Origin of the sequence: Rhizobium fabae (assembly GCF_003985135.1) — a bacterium.
In the GTDB taxonomy this organism is placed as follows: domain Bacteria; phylum Pseudomonadota; class Alphaproteobacteria; order Rhizobiales; family Rhizobiaceae; genus Rhizobium; species Rhizobium pisi.
The window spans coordinates 556838-575840 of the sequence record NZ_ML133645.1 but is presented as its reverse complement, the minus strand read 5'-3'; the positions used below and the strand labels follow the sequence as shown (position 1 = coordinate 575840).

Here is a 19003-nt window from a genome sequence, read left to right as displayed (position 1 = left end):
AACCGGAGTAATGACCATGCTTGACAAACCCGTTCAGGCCGCCGGCGAAGCCATGCTTACCCGTCGCCAACTCATTGCCGCCTCGTCCGCTGCTGCTGCCGTCGGTGTCGCCGGCATGGCGCCGATCGCAGCTCATGCGGCCGCTGCAGATCCGATCCTGGATGCAGTCTCTGCTTTCCGGGCAGGTATGGCGGACTTCAACGCCAACGCGCCGCTCGATGATGCCGGTACAAATGCATACAGTGCGATTTCGTGGAAGCCGCCGCACGCAGTCCTGACAACCTGGACGGCGCCGGCCATCAGCCGGGACGGCGCCATGGCAGCCCTTCGCCTCGCGGTCGAAGAGGAGGATACGGGCGACAGCCCTCTCGTCGGCCCGATGATGCGCGCAGCTCTCGCATACCTCGAGCAGGAGGGCGCGCTATGACGAGAATCACCCGCCGGCGGCTCCTGGGTGGCGCGGCCGCGGCATCGCTTCCTGTGCCCTTGCCAGAGGCTGCAGCGGGCATGGATGATCTCGCGATCGTCCGGATGCTGATCGACGCCCACAAAGCCGCTATCGCCCGCTGGAGCGATCTGCCAGAGATATGGAGCGACCAGGCCGCCGTGGCTATGTGGGAAAAATTGAGCTGTGAAAAGAACGAGGCCGCAGAGATGCTGTGCTTCTATCGCCCGACTAGCCTGGAAGGCGTTCACGCAAAGGCCGAATACATGTTTGGCTGCGGTGACTTTGTCGACCAAGAAGCGAACGACGATTGGACGCGCGCGGAACTGATCAGCGGCTTTCTGCCCGCACGAGCTAATGACGCTCGGATGGTTCAGGAGGGTGTCTTAGGAACGCGCTCTTGACGCGAATTCATCAACCTCTCTGTGTAGTTGCGCGGCATCCGTTATCGAGACTGCAGTGCCGCCGCCAGCCGCTTTGACAAAAACGACAAAGTATAGTCGACCATTCACCAACATTTGCGCTGACGCTCCGTCCGTATCGGCGGCTTTCGCTCCCTTGGATCTTGCGTAGCCGCGAGCAGCTTCAAAATAGAGATCCTGGAAGACCCCATAGGTCTGGCCGGCATCAATCACCTTCTTGACTCTGCTTTCGACTGCCCTGTTCCGACGGCTTTCCCTCGATGCAAATACGTAGATGGCGTAACCAACGAGTCCTAACCAGGCTGGCGTGAAAAAGAACCCCACGACGGCCAACACGATGAATATTAAAACCATCAAAATTCCCCCACGCTCCGTAGCCGCAACGTGACAGGATGCACTCTGAAGTCAAGATCAGTTGAATCATCGCAAAAAGGCTGCGTGCTGCTTCCTATGTGCTTCCTGGAGAAAATTCTGCGGAGAAACGGAAGACTGAAAGCCCTGCGAAGTATGGCGCACCCGACAGGATTCGAACCTGTGACCTTTGGAATCGGAATCCAACACTCTATCCAGCTGAGCTACGGGTGCATGCTTGAGGCGGTTTGAATCGCCTGTCCGATGCGTGGTTCTTAGCCTAGCTTGCGGCTGGCTTCAATCGCGAAATTCTCAGAAATACGGGTGCTTGTGCTTTGGCGGGGATTTTTGTTCGTCGGGCCTAGCGGCCGAAGGGTTGGTGCGCCGTCCGGTTTGCGGGTTGGGGCGTGTCTTTCGCGGATTTGAGCGTGGGGCTTCGGCTCGATGTGGCTGGGAAAAGTGAATCCGGCAGCAGGCAGAAGAGCCGATTTTCGTCCGCTTAAAAACCTCTCTGCCACTAAAGATAAGAGAAATCAGTCAGTTATCATTGGCAAAGACGTTTTTAAGAAGGGCCAACATTTTAAAAAATGGATGGGAGGGCAGAGGAGCTTCGTCATTTTGCTTTTTTTTGAAAATGTTGGGGCTCCTTAAAAACGTCCTTCCAAACCTCGCTGGCAGCCGAAATTGATGGGTAGGACGCATTTCCATTGGCGTTTGTGCGGGTTTTCCGGCCTCGATTTCGTCAAAGGGAGCAAAAAGACGCCGCCGTCTTTGCGGGCGGGACGGCGGATGGCTTGGCGATGGGGCTTGCGGCGGGCGGATTTGCATGGCGCCGGAGCCGGGGGAGGGTGTTCTTGAGACGATCGAGGCCCCCTTTAAAAACGTCCTTCCAAACCTCCCTGACAGCCGGATCTATCGGGAGGCGGCCTTTGCCGTGGAAGTTGCGCGGGTTCTTCGGCTCCGGCCATCGGCAAAAAACGCAAAAAAAACTCCGCCGGCCTTGCGGGCGGCGGAGTGTGATTTCGTGGGCGCTGACCTTGGCGCGGCGGTCAGATCTGCATGGCGCCGGGGCCGGGGATGGCTTTGGGCGGGACTTTGCCGAGGATGATCATGCCGAGAACTTCGTCCTTGGTCACGTCCTCGGTGCGGGCGTGGCCGACGACCTGGCCGTTCTTCATCACCGAGACGCGGTCGGCGAGGTCGAAGACGTCGTGGATGTCGTGGCTGATCAGGAAGATGCCGATGCCTTCCTTCTTCAGCTGCTTGATCAGCTCGCCGACCTGCGCCGTTTCCTGGGGGCCGAGCGCTGCAGTCGGCTCGTCCATGATCAGGATGCGGGCGTTGAAGAGGATCGCACGGGCGATCGCCACCGACTGCCGCTGGCCGCCCGAGAGCGCCTTCACCGGCTCCTTGAAGCGCTTGAAGTTGGGGTTGAGGCGCCCCATCACTTCGCGGGCAGAGGCTTCCATCGCGACGTCGTCGAGCGTGCCCCAGCGGGTCTTCAGCTCGCGGCCGAGATAGAGGTTGGCGGCTGCGTCGACATTATCGGCGACGGCGAGCGTCTGATAGATCGTCTCGATGCCGTATTTCTTGGCATCGCGCGGATTGCGGATGTCGGCCGGCTCGCCGTTGATCAGGATATCGCCGCTATCGCGCTTGTAGGCGCCGGAGAGGATCTTGATCAGCGTCGATTTGCCGGCGCCATTGTGGCCGAGAAGGGCGACGACTTCGCCGGGGTAAAGATCGACCGAGGCATTGTCCACCGCATGGATGCCGCCGAAGGAGATCGAGATGTTTTTCAGTTCCACGAGGGGAGTGCGTTGATCAGCCATGTCTAGGGCTCCTCTCACTTGGCACGGGAGCGGTATACGGTGTCTAGCCAGACCGCGACGACGAGGACGGTGCCGACGACGACGCTCTGCAGCGGCGTATCGACATGTGCGAGCACCATGCCCGACTGCAGCGACTGCATGACGAGCGCGCCGAGCATGGCGCCGGCGATGGTGCCGGTGCCGCCTGCCAGCGACGTTCCGCCGATGACGGCGGCGGCGATGGTGTAGAGCTCGTCGAGCGTGCCCTGCGAGTTCGTCGCGGCATTGAGGCGGGCGGTGGAGATCGCCGCCGCGATGGCCGCCAGAACGCCCATCAGCGCGAAGATGCGCACGGTGACCCAGCGGGTCTTGATGCCGGCGAGTTCCGCCGCCTCAGGGTTGCCGCCGATCGCGAAGACATAGCGGCCGAAGCGCAGCCGTGTGGCGATGAAGGTCATGATGATGCCGACGATGATCGCGATCAGCACCGGCACGGCGATGCCATACGGGATATCCAGGCCGGTTTCGGGCCAGGGAATGTTGTTGGTCTCGGCATATTTCTTGGCGATGTTGATCGGCCAGTAATAGCTGTTGGCGATCGAGACGGCGCCGAGGATGAGTACGCAGCTCAGGATGGCGAGGAAATATTCAGCCCACATCGGCCGGCGCGGGAAGCCGAAGCGGCGGCGCTGGCGGCGCGAGCCGACGATGCTGGCGATGACGAAGAGACAGGCGGCGATACCGACCACCCAGCTCCAGGTGGCGCCGATCGAGCCCTCGGCACCGCCGCCCATGATGCGGAAGGTCTGGTCCATCGGGGCAACCGTCTGGCCGCTGGTGACGAGCCAGGTCGCACCGCGCCAGACGAGCAGGCCGCCGAGGGTGACGATGAAGGAGGGAACGTTGAGAAAGGCGATGATCATGCCCTGGAAGGTGCCGATCAGGCCGCCGGCGATGAGGCCGATCAGCAGCGTGATCACCCAGGTGAAGGGGCTGTCGAAACCGATATATTCCGGCAGGATCTTGGCCTGCGTCACGCCCATGATCATGCCGCAGAGGCCGAGCACGGAACCGACCGAAAGGTCGATGTTGCGGGTGACGATGATCAGCACCATGCCCGTCGTCATGATGGCGATGTCGGTCGTCTGAACCGAGAGGTTCCAGAGGTTGCGCGGGGTCAGGAACAGGCCGCCGGTGATGATGTGGAAACCGATCCAGATGATGATGAGCGCGCCGATCATGCCGAGCAGGCGCGTGTCGATCTCAGTGGCGCGGAAGAAGCGGGTCACCGGATTGGCTTCCGCCGTTCGCGGCCCGCTTGATGCTGTGGATTTTACCATTTCGGCCATGGGTTTGCCGTTCCCCCATTTTGTGTGGACGGACGCGCCGGCGTGCCCAGGGCTGCCATCGGCGTCATCAGTCTGTTCTTCAACTGACCATCGCGATGCTTCCGGAAACCGGTCGCGTGGCGTCGCGACGCTCTTCCGGCAGGGAATGAAAGTCCGCGATGGTGTGGCGAGGCGGAAAAAACGTCGTCTATGACGTTCTCATCCGCATCCGGCGCCGCAGCGGTGTTCCGCAGCGGCGCCGGTCATTTCAGTTCAGCCCTGGCTTACTTGCAGGCAGCGACCGTGCCGGCCTTGACGCCCTGGCAGGCTTCCGCCTTGGAAATCCAGCCGGCGTCGATGACGACGTTCAGATTTTCCTTGGTGATCGCAAGCGGCTTCAGGAAGACCGAGTTCATTTCCACGTGCTTTGGTCCGCCCTTGAAGGCCTGGGCACCGTCGATCTTGCTCATGTCCTTGCCGCCGGCGAGGTCGAGAGCGATTTCAGCGGCGCGCTTGCCGAGTTCGCGGCTGTCCTTCCAGACGGAAACCGTCTGCGTGCCGAGAGCGATGCGGTTGAGTGCTGCCTTGTCACCGTCCTGGCCGGAAACCGGAACGGAACCGGCGAGGCCCTGCGCGTCGAGCGCTGCGATCGCGCCGCCGGCAGTGCCGTCGTTCGAAGCAACAACGGCGTCAACCTTGTTGTTGTTGGCGGTCAGGAACTGCTCCATGTTGCGCTGAGCGTTCTCCGGCAGCCAGCCGTCGGTATAGGCTTCGCCGACATTCTTGATCTTGCCGGCGTCGATGGCAGCCTTCAGCACTTCCTGCTGGCCCGAGAACAGGAAGTCGGCGTTCGGGTCGGAGGACGAGCCCTTGATGAAGACGTAGTTGCCTTCCGGCTTGGCCTTGAAGACGCCCTGAGCCTGCAGGCGGCCGACTTCCTTGTTGTCGAAGGTGATGTAGAAGGCGGCCGGGTTTTCGATCAGGCGGTCGTAGCCGACGACCGGGATGCCTTCAGCAGCGGCCTTCTCGATGGCCGGGCCGATAGCGTCGGAGTCCTGGGCGAGAATGATGAGCGCGTTGGCGCCCTGCGAGATCAGCGATTCGACGTCGGTGAGCTGCTTTGCGGCTGAGGACTGTGCGTCAGCGGAAATATACTTGGCGCCCTTGGCCTCGAGAGCCTTCTTGATGGCGGCTTCATCAGTCTTCCAGCGCTCTTCCTGGAAATTCGACCAGGAAACGCCAACGACGAGGTCGGCAGCCATGGCAGCGGTATGCAGAGAAACGAGAACGGCAGCACCTGCCATCAGCTTATAAATAGACTTCATAATGTCCTCCCGAGTGAGTTGCGGCCGGCCCAGCCCATGCTTCCTCCGGCCACCGCGAAAAGCTGTCCAGAAAGGTTCGGATTTTTTTCTCGACAGTCGAGAAATTTAGTGTCAGAGATTTTTTCAACTGTCAACACTGCACTACCGGCTTATTCCCCTTGCGCAACGGAGGCCGGAGATGCAGTGGAAATCAAGGGAAGAGCGAGCAGGAGGAGAGGGCGGCATTCATGCTGACCAAGTCGAGCACGGAGCTGGTCCGGCAGAGAAACAGCGTGCTCGTGCTCTCCGTGCTGCGCCGCCATGGCGCACTCGCGCATACCGAAATATCCGATTTTACCGGGCTTTCCTCGGCCACCATTTCGGCCATCACCACCGAGCTGGAAAAAGCCCAGATCATTGAAAAATCCGAGCAGCAGGCGGCAAGCGGGCGCGGCCGGCCGCGCGTGCTTCTGCGCCAGCGGCGCGACTGCGGCTATCTCATCGTCGTCATCATCTCCTCAGATGCCGTGCAATATTCGCTTGTGGATTATGCCGGCAAGCTGATCGACCGTTTCAACGAGGAGCGGTCGCACGATCCTTCGGGTGCTGCCCGCTTCGTCGCGGCGGTGCGTGCCGGGCTTTTGCGCATTCTCGATCGCTCCAGGATCACCCAGGAAAAGGTGCTGTTGATTTCGATCAGCAGCAAGGGGCTGGTCAATTCCACAGAGCCGGTTCTCCTCTGGTCGCCGATCTTCGGTAGCGACCAGATCGATTTCGAATCGGCACTCCGGCCGGAATGGCAGGCCAAGGTGATCCTCGACAACGAGACGCTGCTGGTCGCCGCAGCACTCGGCGCGCGTGAGGAGATCGCCAAGGGCGCTGATTTCCGCTCGCTGGCAGCGCTTTCGCTCGGCCACAGCATCGGGCTCGGCATCGTCCGGCGCGGGGGCCAGACAGGCCAGGAGATCTCGGCGCCGAATTTCGGGCATATGCTGCATATGGCCAACGGCGGGCTCTGCCGTTGCGGCACGCGCGGCTGTATCGAGGCCTATGCCGGTTTCTACGCAATCCTGCGCAGCGCCTTCGAAGTGCCGCTCGATACGATCCCGGCAAAGTTCGTGCCGGTGGCCGAACTCGACAAGATCGCCGCGAAGGCGCGCCAGGGCCACCGCACCTCCGCCTTCGCCTTCCGCCAGGCGGGGCTGGCGCTGGGCAACGGCCTGTCGCGCATGCTCAGCCTGACCGAGCGCATGCCGATCGCCATCACCGGCCCGGGCACACGCTATTACGACCTTCTCCGGCAGGGGATCGAGGAGGGGCTCGGCCAATCGCATGTCGTGCGCATGGAAGGCATGCCCGAGATCCGGGTTGTCGCCGACGAGCAGATCCTGGTCTTCGACGGGCATCTGAACCGGGCTCTGTCGGTGATCGACCAGGATATTGTGATGTCGGGTGTGCAGAGCGCGGAGTGAGAGCTGGTGCCGACCGATTGGCGTTGATGATTGCCGCTTACCCCTCCCCAACCCCTCCCCACAAGGGGGAGGGGCTCACGTGTGGCACCGATTGCGCCAACATCAACCTTTCTGCGGATGAAACCGTGAGATGGAAAGCAGCGGGCGCGGCAGGTTAGTCCCTCCCCCTTGTGGGGAGGGTTGGGGAGGGGTCTTCGGTTCACACACTGCAGGTGTCACCAAACGCGAAATGGCCGGGCAGAGCCCGGCCATCTCATGCGTGGCTTCCGGTCGGGAGAGGGCCGTCAGCCAATCTTGATGAGCTTGCCTTCCCGGACGGACTGGACGGCGGCATCTGCGAGAGCGAGAGCAGCCAGACCATCGGCGCCTGAGGGAGAGATCTTCGTGCCCTTTTCGATCGCGGCGATGAAGGCTGCGATCTCGTTGGCATAGGCTTCGGTATAGCGGGTCATGAAGAAATCATGCAGCGGCGGGCGGGTGTAGCCGTCGGCGTTTGCGACTTCGATCGAGACCGGGCGCTGGTTTTCGGCCGAGACGACGCCCTTGGAGCCGTGCGCCTCAATGCGCTGGTCGTAGCCATAGGTGGCGCGGCGCGAGTTGGAGATGATGGCCTGCTTGCCCGACGCGGTCTGCAGGATCACCGAAACGCTGTCGTAATCGCCGGCTTCACCGATCGCCTTGTCGACGAGGACGGCAGCGGTCGCCAGCACCGAGACCGGCTCTTCGCCGAGCAGGAAGCGGGCCATGTCGAAATCGTGGATCGTCATGTCGCGGAAAATGCCGCCCGAACGCTTGATGTAATCGACCGGCGGAGCGCCGGGGTCGCGCGAGGTGATCGTCACCATTTCGACATCGCCGATCTTGCCATCGTCGATGACCTTGCGGACCGCCATGAAATGCGGGTCGAAGCGGCGGTTGAAGCCGACCATCAGCTTGGCGCCGGTCTCTTCGACAACCTTGATGCAGGCCTTGACGCGGGCAACATCGAGATCGATCGGCTTTTCGCAGAAGATCGCCTTGCCGGCGCGGGCGAAGCGCTCGATCAGGTCGGCATGCGTATCCGTCGGCGTGCAGATGACGACGGCGTCGATATCCTTGGCCGCTTCGATCGCCTCGATGGTGCGGACTTCACAGCCATAGGCGGAAGCGATGGCTTCGGCCGCCTGCGGGAAGGCGTCCGCGACCGCGACGAGCGTCGCATTGGCGTCACCGCTGACGGCCTTCGCATGAACTTTGCCGATGCGGCCGGCGCCGAGAAGACCAAATCTCACAGTCATTTCAACCTCCCTTGAATTCGGAACAAATAAACCGAATTGCCAAAAATCTGGAATTTTCATTCCATCTTCTCTGCGCGGCGTCAAGCCCGCGGCTCTTTCACAATTGCAAGATTCGAACTAAAGACAAGCGCGACACATGCAAGAGCAGTGTGACATATGCGACCACGGGATAAAGATGCAACTGATCGATCCGAACCATCCGGCATATCGCCGCCTCTGGGTGCGTGCTGCCATCGTTGGCGTCTGCTTCGGCTGGGCCGTGGTCGAGCTCGTCACCGGCGATCCCTTCTGGGCGGTGCTTGCCGGCGGGGCGGGCGCCTATTCCTTCTATATGCTGTTCTGGACCTTCAATCCGCAGCCTCAGGTCACCGAGCCGGTCACGCAGTCTGACGCCGGGGATGAGGATGAGCCCGCGGCGACCGCCGAGAAGCCCGCAAAGGACGGACAGGCGGAATAATCAGCGGCCGATTCGCCGCAGCGCTTCGTCGATCAGCAGATTGGCCAGCGTCATCCGCTTCGTCGCATTGTCGCGGAACGGCGGGGCGACGCGATCGGGATGATTGACCCTGGCAAAGGCGCGGCGCTTCTCGCCGAGCGTCAGCGGTGTGTCGGCAGCGGAGATCGCGAGCTCGGCTGCGACCTCTGCCGGGGCGGTGTGCGCGAGATGGTCCGGCATGACCGGCTCGGGCTCAGGCGGAGGCGCCGGCTCCGGCGCGATCACGGCGGCATCGAGTTCCAGATTGTCGAAATAGGCCTGGCCGACGCGCTGCGAGGCGGCGGAAACACCCTCCATGACATCGAAAGCGAGCCCGGTGGCAAGGCCGGAGACGCGGTGGGCGGCCGGCGCCTCGGCGCCTTCCTCCATCTCGTCCTCAGCCTTCAGCCGCTCAAGGACCGATTGAAATACCGACTGTCCGAACAGCATGCGCCTTCCTTTCGACGCAGGCATTAGAAGCCGGCAAGATGGCGCAGGGCTTGCCGGGCTTCAGCCGGCCTGCTTCAGGCTCTCTTCGAGGATGATGTCGTAGAGCAGCCTTGCGCTCGGCGGTAGCGCCCGTTCTCTCGCGGTGATCAGACTGTAAGGCTTGACGTTGATGTCAAAATCGATCGGCAGCATGCGGACATCCGAGGCATTCGAACTTTGGCTGGCCAGGAACTGGGCGACGTCGATGGCAATGGGAGCAATGGCATCGGTTTCGCAGACGATGGCGCAGGTGAGAAGCAGCGAGGAGGTGTTGACGATGTTTTCGGGCAGAGCCACGCCGCGCGACAGGAAGATGTCCTCGATCGTGCGGCGCAGCAGCGTGCCCGGCGGCTGGAACACCCAGTCGTAGTCCTTGAGGTCGACAAGGCTGCTTACCTTCTGCTTCAAAAGCGGATGGCGGCTGTGCACGATCAGGCAGGCCCGCTCGATGCCGATCTCTGTCACCTCGAAGAGGCGCGGGTTGAGATCGTCGGGAATGCGGCCGATGATGAAATCGTGGCGGGCGGCGAGCAGTTCGCGGGCCAGCACGTTGCTGGTCTCCACCTGGATGTTGATCTCGATGCCGGGATAGGCCTTGCGGACCCTGTTGATCGCCGGCACCACGAGGCTCATGGCCGGCGCGGTGACCGCGCCGATGAAGACCGAGCCGCCCTTGCCGCTCTTGAGTTCGCCAATCTCCCGGCTCGCCTCGCGCAGCTCCAGGAGGATCTTCCGAGCCCGTCTGGCAAGGGCCGCGCCGAAGGTCGTCAGCACCACGCCGCGGGCGACGCGTTCATAGAGTGGCGTCTTCGTGATCGATTCCATTTCGGACAGCATGCGCGATGCGGCGGGCTGCGAGATGTTGAGGACTTCCGCAGCTGCGGAAATCTGTCCGCTATCTTCGATTGCGACGATCATGCGCAGGTGATTCAGCTTAAGTCCCGCACGTAAAAGGCTGTCATCGGCAAAACTATCGGTGTGGATATCCACCTGATCCATCGAAATGGGCTCTGAAACAATCGTCATGGTTGCAGCCTCCCCACTGCGTTCCATCAAAAGTAATACTTTTTAACGATATACCAAAATTGTTATGCACATTACCAGTTATTCTATTTGACAGTTATAGGAATCCATACCAGTTTGCCGCCGTGTGCTGGTTGGCACTCAACACGTGTGAGATCGTGGAGGAGACCTACTTCGTTTCTCACCATCTGAAGTAACTATCCAATACGGAACCTGCCACAGTTTCGGGGCGGGCGATTTTTCGTCCGCTGCTCTATTAACAAGGGAGAGAGAAATGAAATCCATTATCTCATTGATGGCCGCGGCTGCTTTCGGCGTCGCTTCGTTCGTTGCACCGGCTCTGGCCGCGGATAAGGGCACCGTCGGCATTGCCATGCCGACCAAGGCTTCTGCCCGCTGGATCGACGACGGCAACAACATCGTCAAGCAGCTCCAGGCTGCCGGTTACGGCACTGACCTGCAGTATGGCGACGACGACATTCCGAACCAGCTTTCGCAGATCGAAAACATGGTCACGAAGGGCGTCAAGGTTCTCGTCATCGCTTCGATCGACGGCACCACGCTTTCCGACGTTCTCCAGAAGGCACATGATGCCGGCATCAAGGTCATCGCTTACGACCGTCTGATCCGCAATTCGGGCAACGTCGACTACTACGCGACCTTCGACAACTTCCAGGTCGGCGTTCTGCAGGCCGGCTCCATCGTTGACGGCCTCGGCCTCAAGGATGGCAAGGGTCCGTTCAACATCGAACTCTTCGGCGGTTCGCCGGACGACAACAACGCCTTCTTCTTCTATGATGGCGCAATGTCCGTCCTGCAGCCGTACATCGACTCGGGCAAGCTCGTCGTGAAGTCCGGCCAGACCGGCATGGACAAGGTCGGCACGCTGCGTTGGGATCCGGCAACGGCCCAGGCCCGCATGGACAACCTGCTCTCGGCCAACTACACCGACGCCAAGGTCGATGCCGTCCTGTCTCCCTACGACGGTCTGTCGATCGGCATCATCTCGTCGCTGAAGGGTGTTGGTTACGGTACTGCGGCCCAGCCGCTGCCGATCGTCACCGGTCAGGACGCTGAAGTTCCGTCGGTCAAGTCGATCATTGCTGGCGAACAGCACTCGACGATCTTCAAGGACACCCGCGAACTCGCCAAGGTCACTGTTGCCATGGTCGATGCCGTCATGTCCGGCAAGGAGCCTGAGGTCAACGACACGAAGACCTACGACAACGGCGTCAAGGTCGTTCCGTCCTATCTGCTGAAGCCGGTTGCTGTCGACAAGACCAACTACAAGCAGATCCTCGTCGACGGCGGTTACTACACCGAAGACAAGCTGAAGTAATACGAGATGGCCGGAACCCGCGCTTGCGGGTTCCGGTCTTCGATTTTATGATCGCCCGGCCGCTTGACGGCCGGAGGCGCTGGAACTTTGACTATGGACAATACCATCCTTGAAATGCGGAGCATCACCAAGACGTTCCCGGGCGTCAAGGCGCTGGAGAACGTGAACCTCAAGGTTCGCCAGGGTGAGATCCACGCAGTGGTGGGCGAAAACGGGGCCGGCAAATCGACCCTGATGAAAGTGCTATCGGGCGTCTATCCCACCGGAAGCTATGAAGGCGACATCGTCTATGAAGGCGAGACGCGCAACTTCAAGGCCCTGAAGGACTCCGAAGAAATCGGCATCGTCATCATCCACCAGGAACTGGCGCTCGTGCCCTTGCTGTCGATCGGGGAAAACATCTTCCTCGGCAACGAGAATGCCAAGAGCGGCGTCATCAGCTGGGACGAGACGTTCAACCGCACGAAGCAGCTGCTCAAGAAGGTCGGCCTGCAGGAATCTCCGAACACGCTCGTGACCGACATCGGCGTCGGCAAGCAGCAGCTCGTCGAGATCGCCAAGGCGCTGTCGAAGAGCGTGAAACTGCTCATCCTCGACGAGCCGACGGCCTCGCTCAACGAAAGCGATTCCGACGCTCTGCTCACGCTGCTCATGGAGTTCCGCAAGCAGGGCATCACCTCGATCATCATTTCCCACAAGCTGAACGAGATCCGCAAGGTCGCCGACCAGATCACGGTCCTGCGCGACGGCATGACCGTCAAGACGCTCGACTGTCATGCGGACGAGATCAGCGAAGACATCATCATCCGCAACATGGTCGGCCGCGATCTCGAAGACCGCTATCCGCCGCGCTCGGTGCCGATCGGCGAAACCATTCTCGAAGTGAAGAACTGGAACGCCTACCACCAGCAGCACCGCGACCGTCAGGTCCTGCACAATATCAACGTCACCGTCCGCAAGGGCGAAGTCGTCGGTATCGCCGGTCTGATGGGGGCAGGGCGCACCGAATTCGCCATGAGCCTCTTCGGCAAGGCCTATGGCCACAAGGTTTCCGGCGAGGTGCTGATGCACGGCAAGCCGGTCGATGTCAGCACCGTGCGCAGGGCGATTGACGCAGGTCTTGCCTACGTCACCGAAGACCGCAAGCAGCTTGGCCTCGTGCTCAACGATACGATCCTGCACAATACGACACTGGTCAATTTGAAGGCGGTGTCGAATGCCTCCGTTATCGACAGTGTCAAGGAATCGCGGGTTGCGACCGACTATCGGTCGAAGTTGCGCATTCGCTCTTCCAGCATCTTCCAAGAAACGGTCAATCTTTCCGGCGGCAACCAGCAGAAGGTGGTGCTGTCGAAGTGGCTGTTCTCCAATCCGGATGTTTTGATCCTCGACGAGCCGACGCGCGGCATCGACGTTGGCGCAAAATACGAAATCTATACTATCATCAACCAGCTTGCCGCCGATGGAAAGGGCGTTCTGATGATCTCATCGGAAATGCCCGAACTGCTTGGCACTTGTGACCGCATCTACGTGATGAACGAAGGACGCATCGTCGCTGAACTGCCGAAGGGAGAAGCAAGCCAGGAAACCATCATGCGCGCTATCATGCGCTCAGGGGAGAAGAAGCAATGACACCGATCAATCAACCCATCGCTGAGCAAGGGCGTGTCGTCTCGATCGGAGACTACGTTCGCGGCAACATCCGTGAATACGGCATGTTTATCGCGCTCATCGCGATCATGGTGTTCTTCCAGTTCTCGACTGGTGGCGTTCTCTTCAAGCCGCTCAACCTGACCAACATCATTCTGCAGAACTCGTTCATCGTCATCATGGCGCTCGGCATGCTGCTGGTCATCGTCGCCGGCCATATCGATCTTTCGGTCGGGTCCGTTGTCGGCTTCATCGGCGCCATCGCCGGCGTGATGACGGTGCAATGGCACACCAATTATATCCTGGCGGGTATCATCTGCCTTGCTCTCGGCGCGCTCGTCGGCGGCGTCCAGGGCTATTTCGTCGCCTATCACAAGATTCCGTCCTTCATCGTGACGCTGGCCGGCATGCTTGTTTTCCGCGGGCTGACGCTGTTCGTCATGACGGCATCGGGAACCGGCACCAGCATCGGTCCCTTCCCGCCGGAGTTCCAGCTGATCAGCATCGGCTTCCTGCCGAACCTCTTCGATATGGGCGGCATCAACTCGACCTCGATCATCCTGACCGTTATCGGCGCCGTAACCCTCTTCTATATGGCATGGCGCAAGCGCCTGTCGAACGAGAAGCACGGCAATGACGTCGAGCCTATGGGCTTCTTCCTCGTCCAGAACGCCATCGTCACGATCGCCATTCTTGGCCTGGGTCTTCAGTTGTCGGTCTATCGCGGCTTCCCGAACGTGCTCGTCGTCATGCTGGTCCTGGTGGCTGCCTATGCCTTCATTACCCGCCGCACGACGATCGGTCGGCGCATCTACGCCATGGGCGGCAATGAGAAGGCGACGAAGCTTTCCGGTATCAACACCGAACGGCTGACGTTCCTGACCTTTGCGAACATGGGCCTGCTCGCCGGATTGGCCGGTCTTATCGTTGCGCTGCGTCTCAACTCGGCGACGGCCAAGGGCGGCTTCGGTCTTGAACTCGACGTGATCGCGGCCTGCTTCATCGGCGGCGCATCCGCCCAGGGCGGCGTCGGCAAGGTGACCGGAGCTGTCATCGGCGCTCTGATCATGGGTATCATGAACAATGGCATGTCGATCCACGGCCTTGGCACTGACTCGCAGCAGATGGTGAAGGGCGCCGTGCTTCTCGCAGCCGTGTTCTTCGACGTTTACAACAAGAACAAGGGCTGAGCTTCAAAGCGCAGCCAGGCATTCGCAGTCAGATGAAAGATGGATTCCGGCTCCTGATGGAGCCGGACAGGCGGAGCTTTTCCTGTCTTCGCTGAAACGAGAAGGATTGAAGACGTGCTTATTTCGCAAATCAAGGGTGCTAACGGAGAGATCGTCGTCGCCGTGCGCGAGCAGGGCGGCGCCGCCAAGTCGGTCAAGAATGCCGGCAGCGTCTATGCGCTGGCGATGGAAGCGGCGGACGGCGGCAAGTCGCTTGCCTCGGTCATCGAAGCCCATGGTTACGGCGATGCCGTCGATCTTGAAAAGGCCTATGCGGAAGGCCGCTTCCTTCCGCCGATCACCCATCCCGATGCGGCTCACCTGCATCTGACCGGCACCGGCCTGACGCATCTCGGCTCCGCCGCCACCCGCGATTCCATGCATAAGAAGACCACCGAGGCGGCCGAGGAAACGCTGACCGACTCGATGAAGATGTTCAAGATGGGCCTGGAGAACGGCAAGCCAAAGGCTGGCGAAAAGGGCGTGCAGCCCGAATGGTTCTACAAGGGCAACGGCCATGGCGCCGCAGCCCCCGGCGCGCCGCTCGTCTCGCCTTCCTTCGCGCTCGATGGCGGCGAAGAGCCTGAAATGGCCGGCATCTACGTGATCGCCAAGGACGGCACGCCCTTCCGCATCGGCTTTGCGCTGTCGAACGAATTTTCCGATCACGTCACCGAGCGGATCAACTATCTCTATCTCGCCCATTCGAAGCTGCGCCCGGCAAGCTTCGGACCTGAAATCCGCGTCGGCGCAGCGCCTGACGATATTCGCGGCACCTCGCGCATCAAGCGCGGCGACAAGGTGATCTTCGAGAAGCCGTTCCTGTCGGGTGAGGCGAACATGTCGCACACATTCGCCAATCTGGAATATCACCACTTTAAATATGACCTCTTCCGTGCGCCGGGAGATGTTCATGTCCATATGTTCGGCACGGCGACCCTTTCCTTTGCCGACGGCATCAAGGCCGAAGAAGGCGATGTCTTCGAGATCGAAGTCGCCGAATTCGGCCTGCCGCTCCGCAATCCGCTGAAGGTGGCCGCCGAAGAAGAGATTGCCGTCAAGCAGCTCTGATTTTTCGAGGCCTGGCTGCGACCGCGGCCGGGCCGTGATGTAAACGGTAAAGGAGGCTTGTTGAGCCCATGACCATTTATCAAAACCTGATCGCCGGCGAATGGGTCGGCTCGAACGCGACGAAGAACATCAACCCGTCGGATACGAACGAGGTCGTCGGCCTCTATGCCGATGGCAGCGCTGAAGACACGAAAAACGCCATTGCCGCCGCCAAGGCCGCCTTTCCGGCCTGGTCGCGCTCGGGCATCTGGGAACGCCACGTCATTCTGAAGAAGACCGGCGACGAGATCATGGCGCGCAAGGACGAACTCGGGGCGCTGCTCGCCCGTGAGGAAGGCAAGACGCTGCCCGAGGCAACCGGCGAAGTCATCCGCGCATCGCAGATCTTCGAATTCTTCGCTGGTGAAGCGCTGCGGCTCGCCGGCGAGGTCATCCCGTCGGTTCGTCCGAACATCGGCGTCGAGATCACCCGCGAGGCGCTCGGCGTCATCGGCATCATCACGCCGTGGAACTTCCCGATCGCCATTCCCGCCTGGAAGATCGCGCCGGCGCTCTGCTATGGTAATACCATCGTCTTCAAGCCGGCCGAACTGGTGCCCGCCTGTTCCTGGGCGATCGTCGATATCCTCAACAGGGCAGGGCTGCCGAAGGGCGTCTTGAACCTCGTGATGGGCAAGGGCTCGGTTGTCGGCCAGGCCATGCTCGAAAGCCCCGATGTTCACGGCATCACGTTTACCGGTTCCACCGGCACCGGCCGGCGTGTCGCCGCCGCCTCCATCGAGCATAACCGCAAGTTCCAGCTGGAAATGGGCGGCAAGAACCCGATGGTCGTGCTCGACGATGCCGATCTCAACGTCGCCGTCGAGGCAGCCGCCAATTCCGGCTTTTTCTCCACAGGCCAGCGCTGCACCGCATCGTCGCGCCTGATCGTTACCGAAGGCATCCACGACAAGTTCGTTGCGGCTCTGACGGACAAGCTGAAGACGCTCGTCGTTGACAACGCGCTGAAGGCCGGCACGCATATCGGCCCCGTCGTCGATGAGCGGCAGCTGAAGACCGACACCGACTATATCGAGATCGGCAAAAAGGAAGGCGCCAAGCTTGCCTTCGGCGGCGAGCTCGTTTCCCGCGACACGCCCGGCTTCTACCTGCAGCCGACGTTGTTCACCGAAGCGACCAACCAGATGCGCATTTCGCGCGAGGAGATCTTCGGACCTGTGGTCTCGGTGATCCGGGCGAAGGATTACGATGAGGCGCTTGCCATCGCCAACGATACGCCATTCGGCCTTTCGGCCGGCATCGCCACAACAAGCCTGAAACATGCGACGCACTTCAAGCGCAATTCGGAAGCCGGCATGGTCATGGTCAACCTGCCGACAGCAGGCGTCGATTTCCACGTGCCGTTCGGCGGCCGCAAGGGTTCGTCCTACGGTCCGCGCGAACAGGGCAAGTACGCTGCCGAGTTCTACACAACCGTCAAGACGGCCTACACGCTGGCTTGAGACAGAGCGAGATGACCCGGGCCGTACGAGGCGGTCCGGGGGTATCCTGAAGGACAGAGATTATGAAAAAGAAAGCGGAATGGCCGCGCAGGCTGAGATCGCAGGAATGGTACGGCGGCACGAGCCGCGACGTGATCTATCACCGCGGCTGGCTTAAGAACCAGGGATATCCGCACGACCTGTTCGACGGTCGCCCGGTGATCGGCATCCTCAACACCTGGTCGGATATGACCCCGTGCAACGGGCATCTCAGAGAACTCGCCGAAAAGGTGAAGGCAGGCGTATGGGAGGCCGGCGGCTTCCCGCTCGAAGTGCCGGTGTTCTCGGCATCCGAAAATACCTTCCGCCCGACCGCGATGATGTATCGCAACCTCGCCGCTCTCGCGGTCGAAGAAGCGATCCGCGGCCAGCCGATGGACGGCTGCGTTCTTCTCGTCGGCTGTGACAAGACCACGCCGTCGCTGCTGATGGGCGCTGCCTCCTGCGACCTGCCGTCGATCGTCGTCACTGGCGGTCCGATGCTGAACGGCTATTTCCGTGGCGAACGCGTCGGTTCCGGCACGCATCTGTGGAAGTTCTCCGAAATGGTGAAGGCCGGCGAGATGACGCAGGCCGAGTTCCTCGAGGCGGAAGCTTCGATGAGCCGCTCGTCGGGCACCTGCAACACCATGGGCACTGCCTCCACCATGGCTTCCATGGCTGAGGCGCTCGGCATGGCACTGTCAGGCAACGCCGCGATCCCGGGCGTCGATTCCCGCCGCAAGGTGATGGCGCAGCTGACCGGCCGCCGGATCGTGCAGATGGTCAAGGATGACCTGAAGCCTTCCGACATCATGACGAAGCAGGCCTTCGAAAACGCCATCCGTACCAATGCGGCCATCGGCGGATCGACGAACGCCGTCATCCACCTTCTCGCCATCGCGGGTCGCGTCGGCATCGATCTTTCGCTTGACGATTGGGACCGCTGCGGTCGCGACGTTCCGACAATCGTCAACCTGATGCCGTCGGGCAAATACCTGATGGAAGAGTTCTTCTATGCCGGTGGCCTGCCTGTCGTGCTGAAGCGCCTCGGCGAGGCTGGGCTTCTGCACAAGGATGCGCTGACGGTCTCCGGCGAAACCGTCTGGGACGAGGTCAAGGAGGTCATCAACTGGAACGAGGACGTCATCCTGCCCGCTGAAAAGGCGCTGACGTCTTCGGGCGGCATCGTCGTGCTGCGCGGCAATCTCGCGCCGAAGGGCGCGGTCCTGAAGCCTTCGGCGGCTTCGCCGCATCTCCTGGTGCACCGGGGCAGGGCCGTCGTGTTCGAGGATATCGACGACTACAAGGCCAAGATCAACGACGACAATCTCGACATCGACGAGACCTGCGTCATGGTCATGAAGAATTGCGGCCCGAAGGGCTATCCCGGCATGGCCGAAGTCGGCAACATGGGGCTGCCGCCCAAGGTGCTGAAGAAGGGCATCCTGGATATGGTGCGCATTTCCGACGCCCGCATGTCTGGAACGGCTTACGGCACGGTCGTGCTGCATACCTCTCCGGAAGCAGCAGTCGGCGGACCGTTGGCGGTCGTGAAGAATGGCGACATGATCGAGCTTGACGTGCCGAACCGTCGTCTGCATCTCGACATCTCGGACGAAGAGCTGGCGCGGCGTCTCGCCGAATGGCAGCCGAACCATGATCTGCCCAAGTCCGGTTATGCCTTCCTGCATCAGCAGCATGTCGAAGGAGCCGATACCGGCGCCGACCTCGACTTCCTCAAGGGATGCCGCGGAAATGCTGTCGGCAAGGACAGCCACTAAGCGGAGCGTACCG

The 19003-nt window shown here is 61.0% G+C and carries 17 protein-coding genes and 1 tRNA gene; 10 read left to right on the top strand and 8 right to left on the bottom strand.

The window, feature by feature from the left end:
* Positions 1-16: 16 nt before the first annotated feature.
* Together EFB14_RS02940 and EFB14_RS02935 are read left to right on the top strand one after the other, a co-directional pair.
* Entirely contained in the window at positions 17-427 is a 411-nt protein-coding gene (locus EFB14_RS02940; RefSeq protein ID WP_126822535.1) for a hypothetical protein, read from the top strand.
* Positions 424-849 (top strand): hypothetical protein, encoded by a 426-nt coding sequence (locus tag EFB14_RS02935; RefSeq protein ID WP_126822533.1) that lies wholly within the window; start codon positions 424-426, stop codon positions 847-849. Before EFB14_RS02940 ends, EFB14_RS02935 begins: the two co-directional genes overlap by 4 nt.
* Here EFB14_RS02935 and EFB14_RS02930 read toward each other — a convergent pair.
* From EFB14_RS02930 to xylF, 5 genes are all read right to left on the bottom strand, one after another.
* Positions 832-1221: a hypothetical protein gene (locus EFB14_RS02930; protein WP_126822531.1), complete on the bottom strand. Its 390-nt coding sequence runs from the start codon at positions 1219-1221 to the stop codon at positions 832-834. The two genes, EFB14_RS02935 and EFB14_RS02930, sit on opposite strands and share 18 nt — an antisense overlap.
* Before the next feature lie 154 nt (positions 1222-1375).
* Positions 1376-1452, bottom strand: a tRNA-Arg gene (locus EFB14_RS02925).
* A gap of 815 nt (positions 1453-2267) precedes the next feature.
* Positions 2268-3050 (bottom strand): ATP-binding cassette domain-containing protein, encoded by a 783-nt coding sequence (locus EFB14_RS02920; protein WP_088672941.1) that lies wholly within the window; start codon positions 3048-3050, stop codon positions 2268-2270.
* Positions 3051-3064: 14 nt separating this feature from the next.
* The gene (locus EFB14_RS02915; protein WP_126822529.1) at positions 3065-4378 is read right to left on the bottom strand and encodes a sugar ABC transporter permease; all 1314 of its coding nucleotides are present in this window, start codon (positions 4376-4378) and stop codon (positions 3065-3067) included.
* 263 nt (positions 4379-4641) lie between these two features.
* A complete protein-coding gene (gene xylF / locus EFB14_RS02910) occupies positions 4642-5682 on the bottom strand; it encodes a D-xylose ABC transporter substrate-binding protein (protein ID WP_126822527.1) in 1041 nt (346 codons plus the stop codon).
* A 227-nt stretch (positions 5683-5909) separates the two neighbouring features.
* Here xylF and EFB14_RS02905 point away from each other — a divergent pair, with 227 nt between their 5' ends.
* Positions 5910-7133: an ROK family transcriptional regulator gene (locus EFB14_RS02905; RefSeq protein ID WP_126822525.1), complete on the top strand. Its 1224-nt coding sequence runs from the start codon at positions 5910-5912 to the stop codon at positions 7131-7133.
* A 284-nt stretch (positions 7134-7417) separates the two neighbouring features.
* Here the strand turns inward: EFB14_RS02905 and iolG are convergent, their stop codons facing one another.
* On the bottom strand, positions 7418-8410 hold the full coding sequence (gene iolG, locus EFB14_RS02900; protein ID WP_126822524.1) for an inositol 2-dehydrogenase: 993 nt from the start codon (positions 8408-8410) through the stop codon (positions 7418-7420).
* A gap of 175 nt (positions 8411-8585) precedes the next feature.
* Here iolG and EFB14_RS02895 point away from each other — a divergent pair, with 175 nt between their 5' ends.
* Positions 8586-8867, top strand: a complete 282-nt coding sequence (locus EFB14_RS02895) for a hypothetical protein (RefSeq protein ID WP_126822522.1) — start codon at positions 8586-8588, stop codon at positions 8865-8867.
* On the opposite strand, the gene EFB14_RS02890 is transcribed toward EFB14_RS02895, so the two are convergent.
* Together EFB14_RS02890 and EFB14_RS02885 are read right to left on the bottom strand one after the other, a co-directional pair.
* The gene (locus EFB14_RS02890) at positions 8868-9335 is read right to left on the bottom strand and encodes a hypothetical protein (protein ID WP_126822520.1); all 468 of its coding nucleotides are present in this window, start codon (positions 9333-9335) and stop codon (positions 8868-8870) included.
* Between the two features lie 60 nt (positions 9336-9395).
* A complete protein-coding gene (locus tag EFB14_RS02885) occupies positions 9396-10400 on the bottom strand; it encodes a LysR family transcriptional regulator (RefSeq protein ID WP_126822518.1) in 1005 nt (334 codons plus the stop codon).
* A 271-nt stretch (positions 10401-10671) separates the two neighbouring features.
* On the opposite strand from EFB14_RS02885, the gene chvE reads away from it, so the two are divergent.
* The 6 genes from chvE (at position 10672) to araD (ending at position 18990) form a co-directional block, all read left to right on the top strand.
* Positions 10672-11736, top strand: coding sequence for a multiple monosaccharide ABC transporter substrate-binding protein (gene chvE, locus EFB14_RS02880; RefSeq protein ID WP_125845346.1), 1065 nt, complete (start codon positions 10672-10674; stop codon positions 11734-11736).
* A 93-nt stretch (positions 11737-11829) separates the two neighbouring features.
* Positions 11830-13368, top strand: a complete 1539-nt coding sequence (gene mmsA, locus EFB14_RS02875; RefSeq protein WP_125845347.1) for a multiple monosaccharide ABC transporter ATP-binding protein — start codon at positions 11830-11832, stop codon at positions 13366-13368.
* Entirely contained in the window at positions 13365-14576 is a 1212-nt protein-coding gene (mmsB, locus tag EFB14_RS02870) for a multiple monosaccharide ABC transporter permease (protein ID WP_126822516.1), read from the top strand. Before mmsA ends, mmsB begins: the two co-directional genes overlap by 4 nt.
* Positions 14577-14690: 114 nt before the next feature.
* Positions 14691-15686 carry an AraD1 family protein gene (gene araD1, locus EFB14_RS02865; RefSeq protein ID WP_126822514.1) on the top strand — a complete coding sequence of 332 codons (996 nt, stop codon included), beginning with the start codon at positions 14691-14693 and terminating at the stop codon, positions 15684-15686.
* A gap of 68 nt (positions 15687-15754) precedes the next feature.
* Positions 15755-17188 (top strand): aldehyde dehydrogenase family protein, encoded by a 1434-nt coding sequence (locus EFB14_RS02860; protein WP_125845350.1) that lies wholly within the window; start codon positions 15755-15757, stop codon positions 17186-17188.
* 62 nt (positions 17189-17250) lie between these two features.
* Positions 17251-18990, top strand: coding sequence for an L-arabinonate dehydratase (araD, locus tag EFB14_RS02855; protein WP_126822512.1), 1740 nt, complete (start codon positions 17251-17253; stop codon positions 18988-18990).
* Positions 18991-19003: the final 13 nt, after the last annotated feature.

Bases quoted from the DNA above. Each gene is read 5' to 3' on its own strand.
- chvE (WP_125845346.1), top strand. From the start codon at position 10,672: ATGAAATCCATTATCTCATTGATGGCCGCGGCTGCTTTCGGCGTCGCT.
- xylF (WP_126822527.1), bottom strand. From the start codon at position 5,682: ATGAAGTCTATTTATAAGCTGATGGCAGGTGCTGCCGTTCTCGTTTCT.
- araD (WP_126822512.1), top strand. From the start codon at position 17,251: ATGAAAAAGAAAGCGGAATGGCCGCGCAGGCTGAGATCGCAGGAATGG.
- EFB14_RS02860 (WP_125845350.1), top strand. From the start codon at position 15,755: ATGACCATTTATCAAAACCTGATCGCCGGCGAATGGGTCGGCTCGAAC.
- mmsA (WP_125845347.1), top strand. From the start codon at position 11,830: ATGGACAATACCATCCTTGAAATGCGGAGCATCACCAAGACGTTCCCG.
- EFB14_RS02915 (WP_126822529.1), bottom strand. From the start codon at position 4,378: ATGGCCGAAATGGTAAAATCCACAGCATCAAGCGGGCCGCGAACGGCG.
- EFB14_RS02935 (WP_126822533.1), top strand. From the start codon at position 424: ATGACGAGAATCACCCGCCGGCGGCTCCTGGGTGGCGCGGCCGCGGCA.
- mmsB (WP_126822516.1), top strand. From the start codon at position 13,365: ATGACACCGATCAATCAACCCATCGCTGAGCAAGGGCGTGTCGTCTCG.
- EFB14_RS02890 (WP_126822520.1), bottom strand. From the start codon at position 9,335: ATGCTGTTCGGACAGTCGGTATTTCAATCGGTCCTTGAGCGGCTGAAG.
- EFB14_RS02920 (WP_088672941.1), bottom strand. From the start codon at position 3,050: ATGGCTGATCAACGCACTCCCCTCGTGGAACTGAAAAACATCTCGATC.
- EFB14_RS02885 (WP_126822518.1), bottom strand. From the start codon at position 10,400: ATGACGATTGTTTCAGAGCCCATTTCGATGGATCAGGTGGATATCCAC.
- iolG (WP_126822524.1), bottom strand. From the start codon at position 8,410: ATGACTGTGAGATTTGGTCTTCTCGGCGCCGGCCGCATCGGCAAAGTT.
- EFB14_RS02905 (WP_126822525.1), top strand. From the start codon at position 5,910: ATGCTGACCAAGTCGAGCACGGAGCTGGTCCGGCAGAGAAACAGCGTG.
- EFB14_RS02940 (WP_126822535.1), top strand. From the start codon at position 17: ATGCTTGACAAACCCGTTCAGGCCGCCGGCGAAGCCATGCTTACCCGT.
- EFB14_RS02895 (WP_126822522.1), top strand. From the start codon at position 8,586: ATGCAACTGATCGATCCGAACCATCCGGCATATCGCCGCCTCTGGGTG.
- EFB14_RS02930 (WP_126822531.1), bottom strand. From the start codon at position 1,221: ATGGTTTTAATATTCATCGTGTTGGCCGTCGTGGGGTTCTTTTTCACG.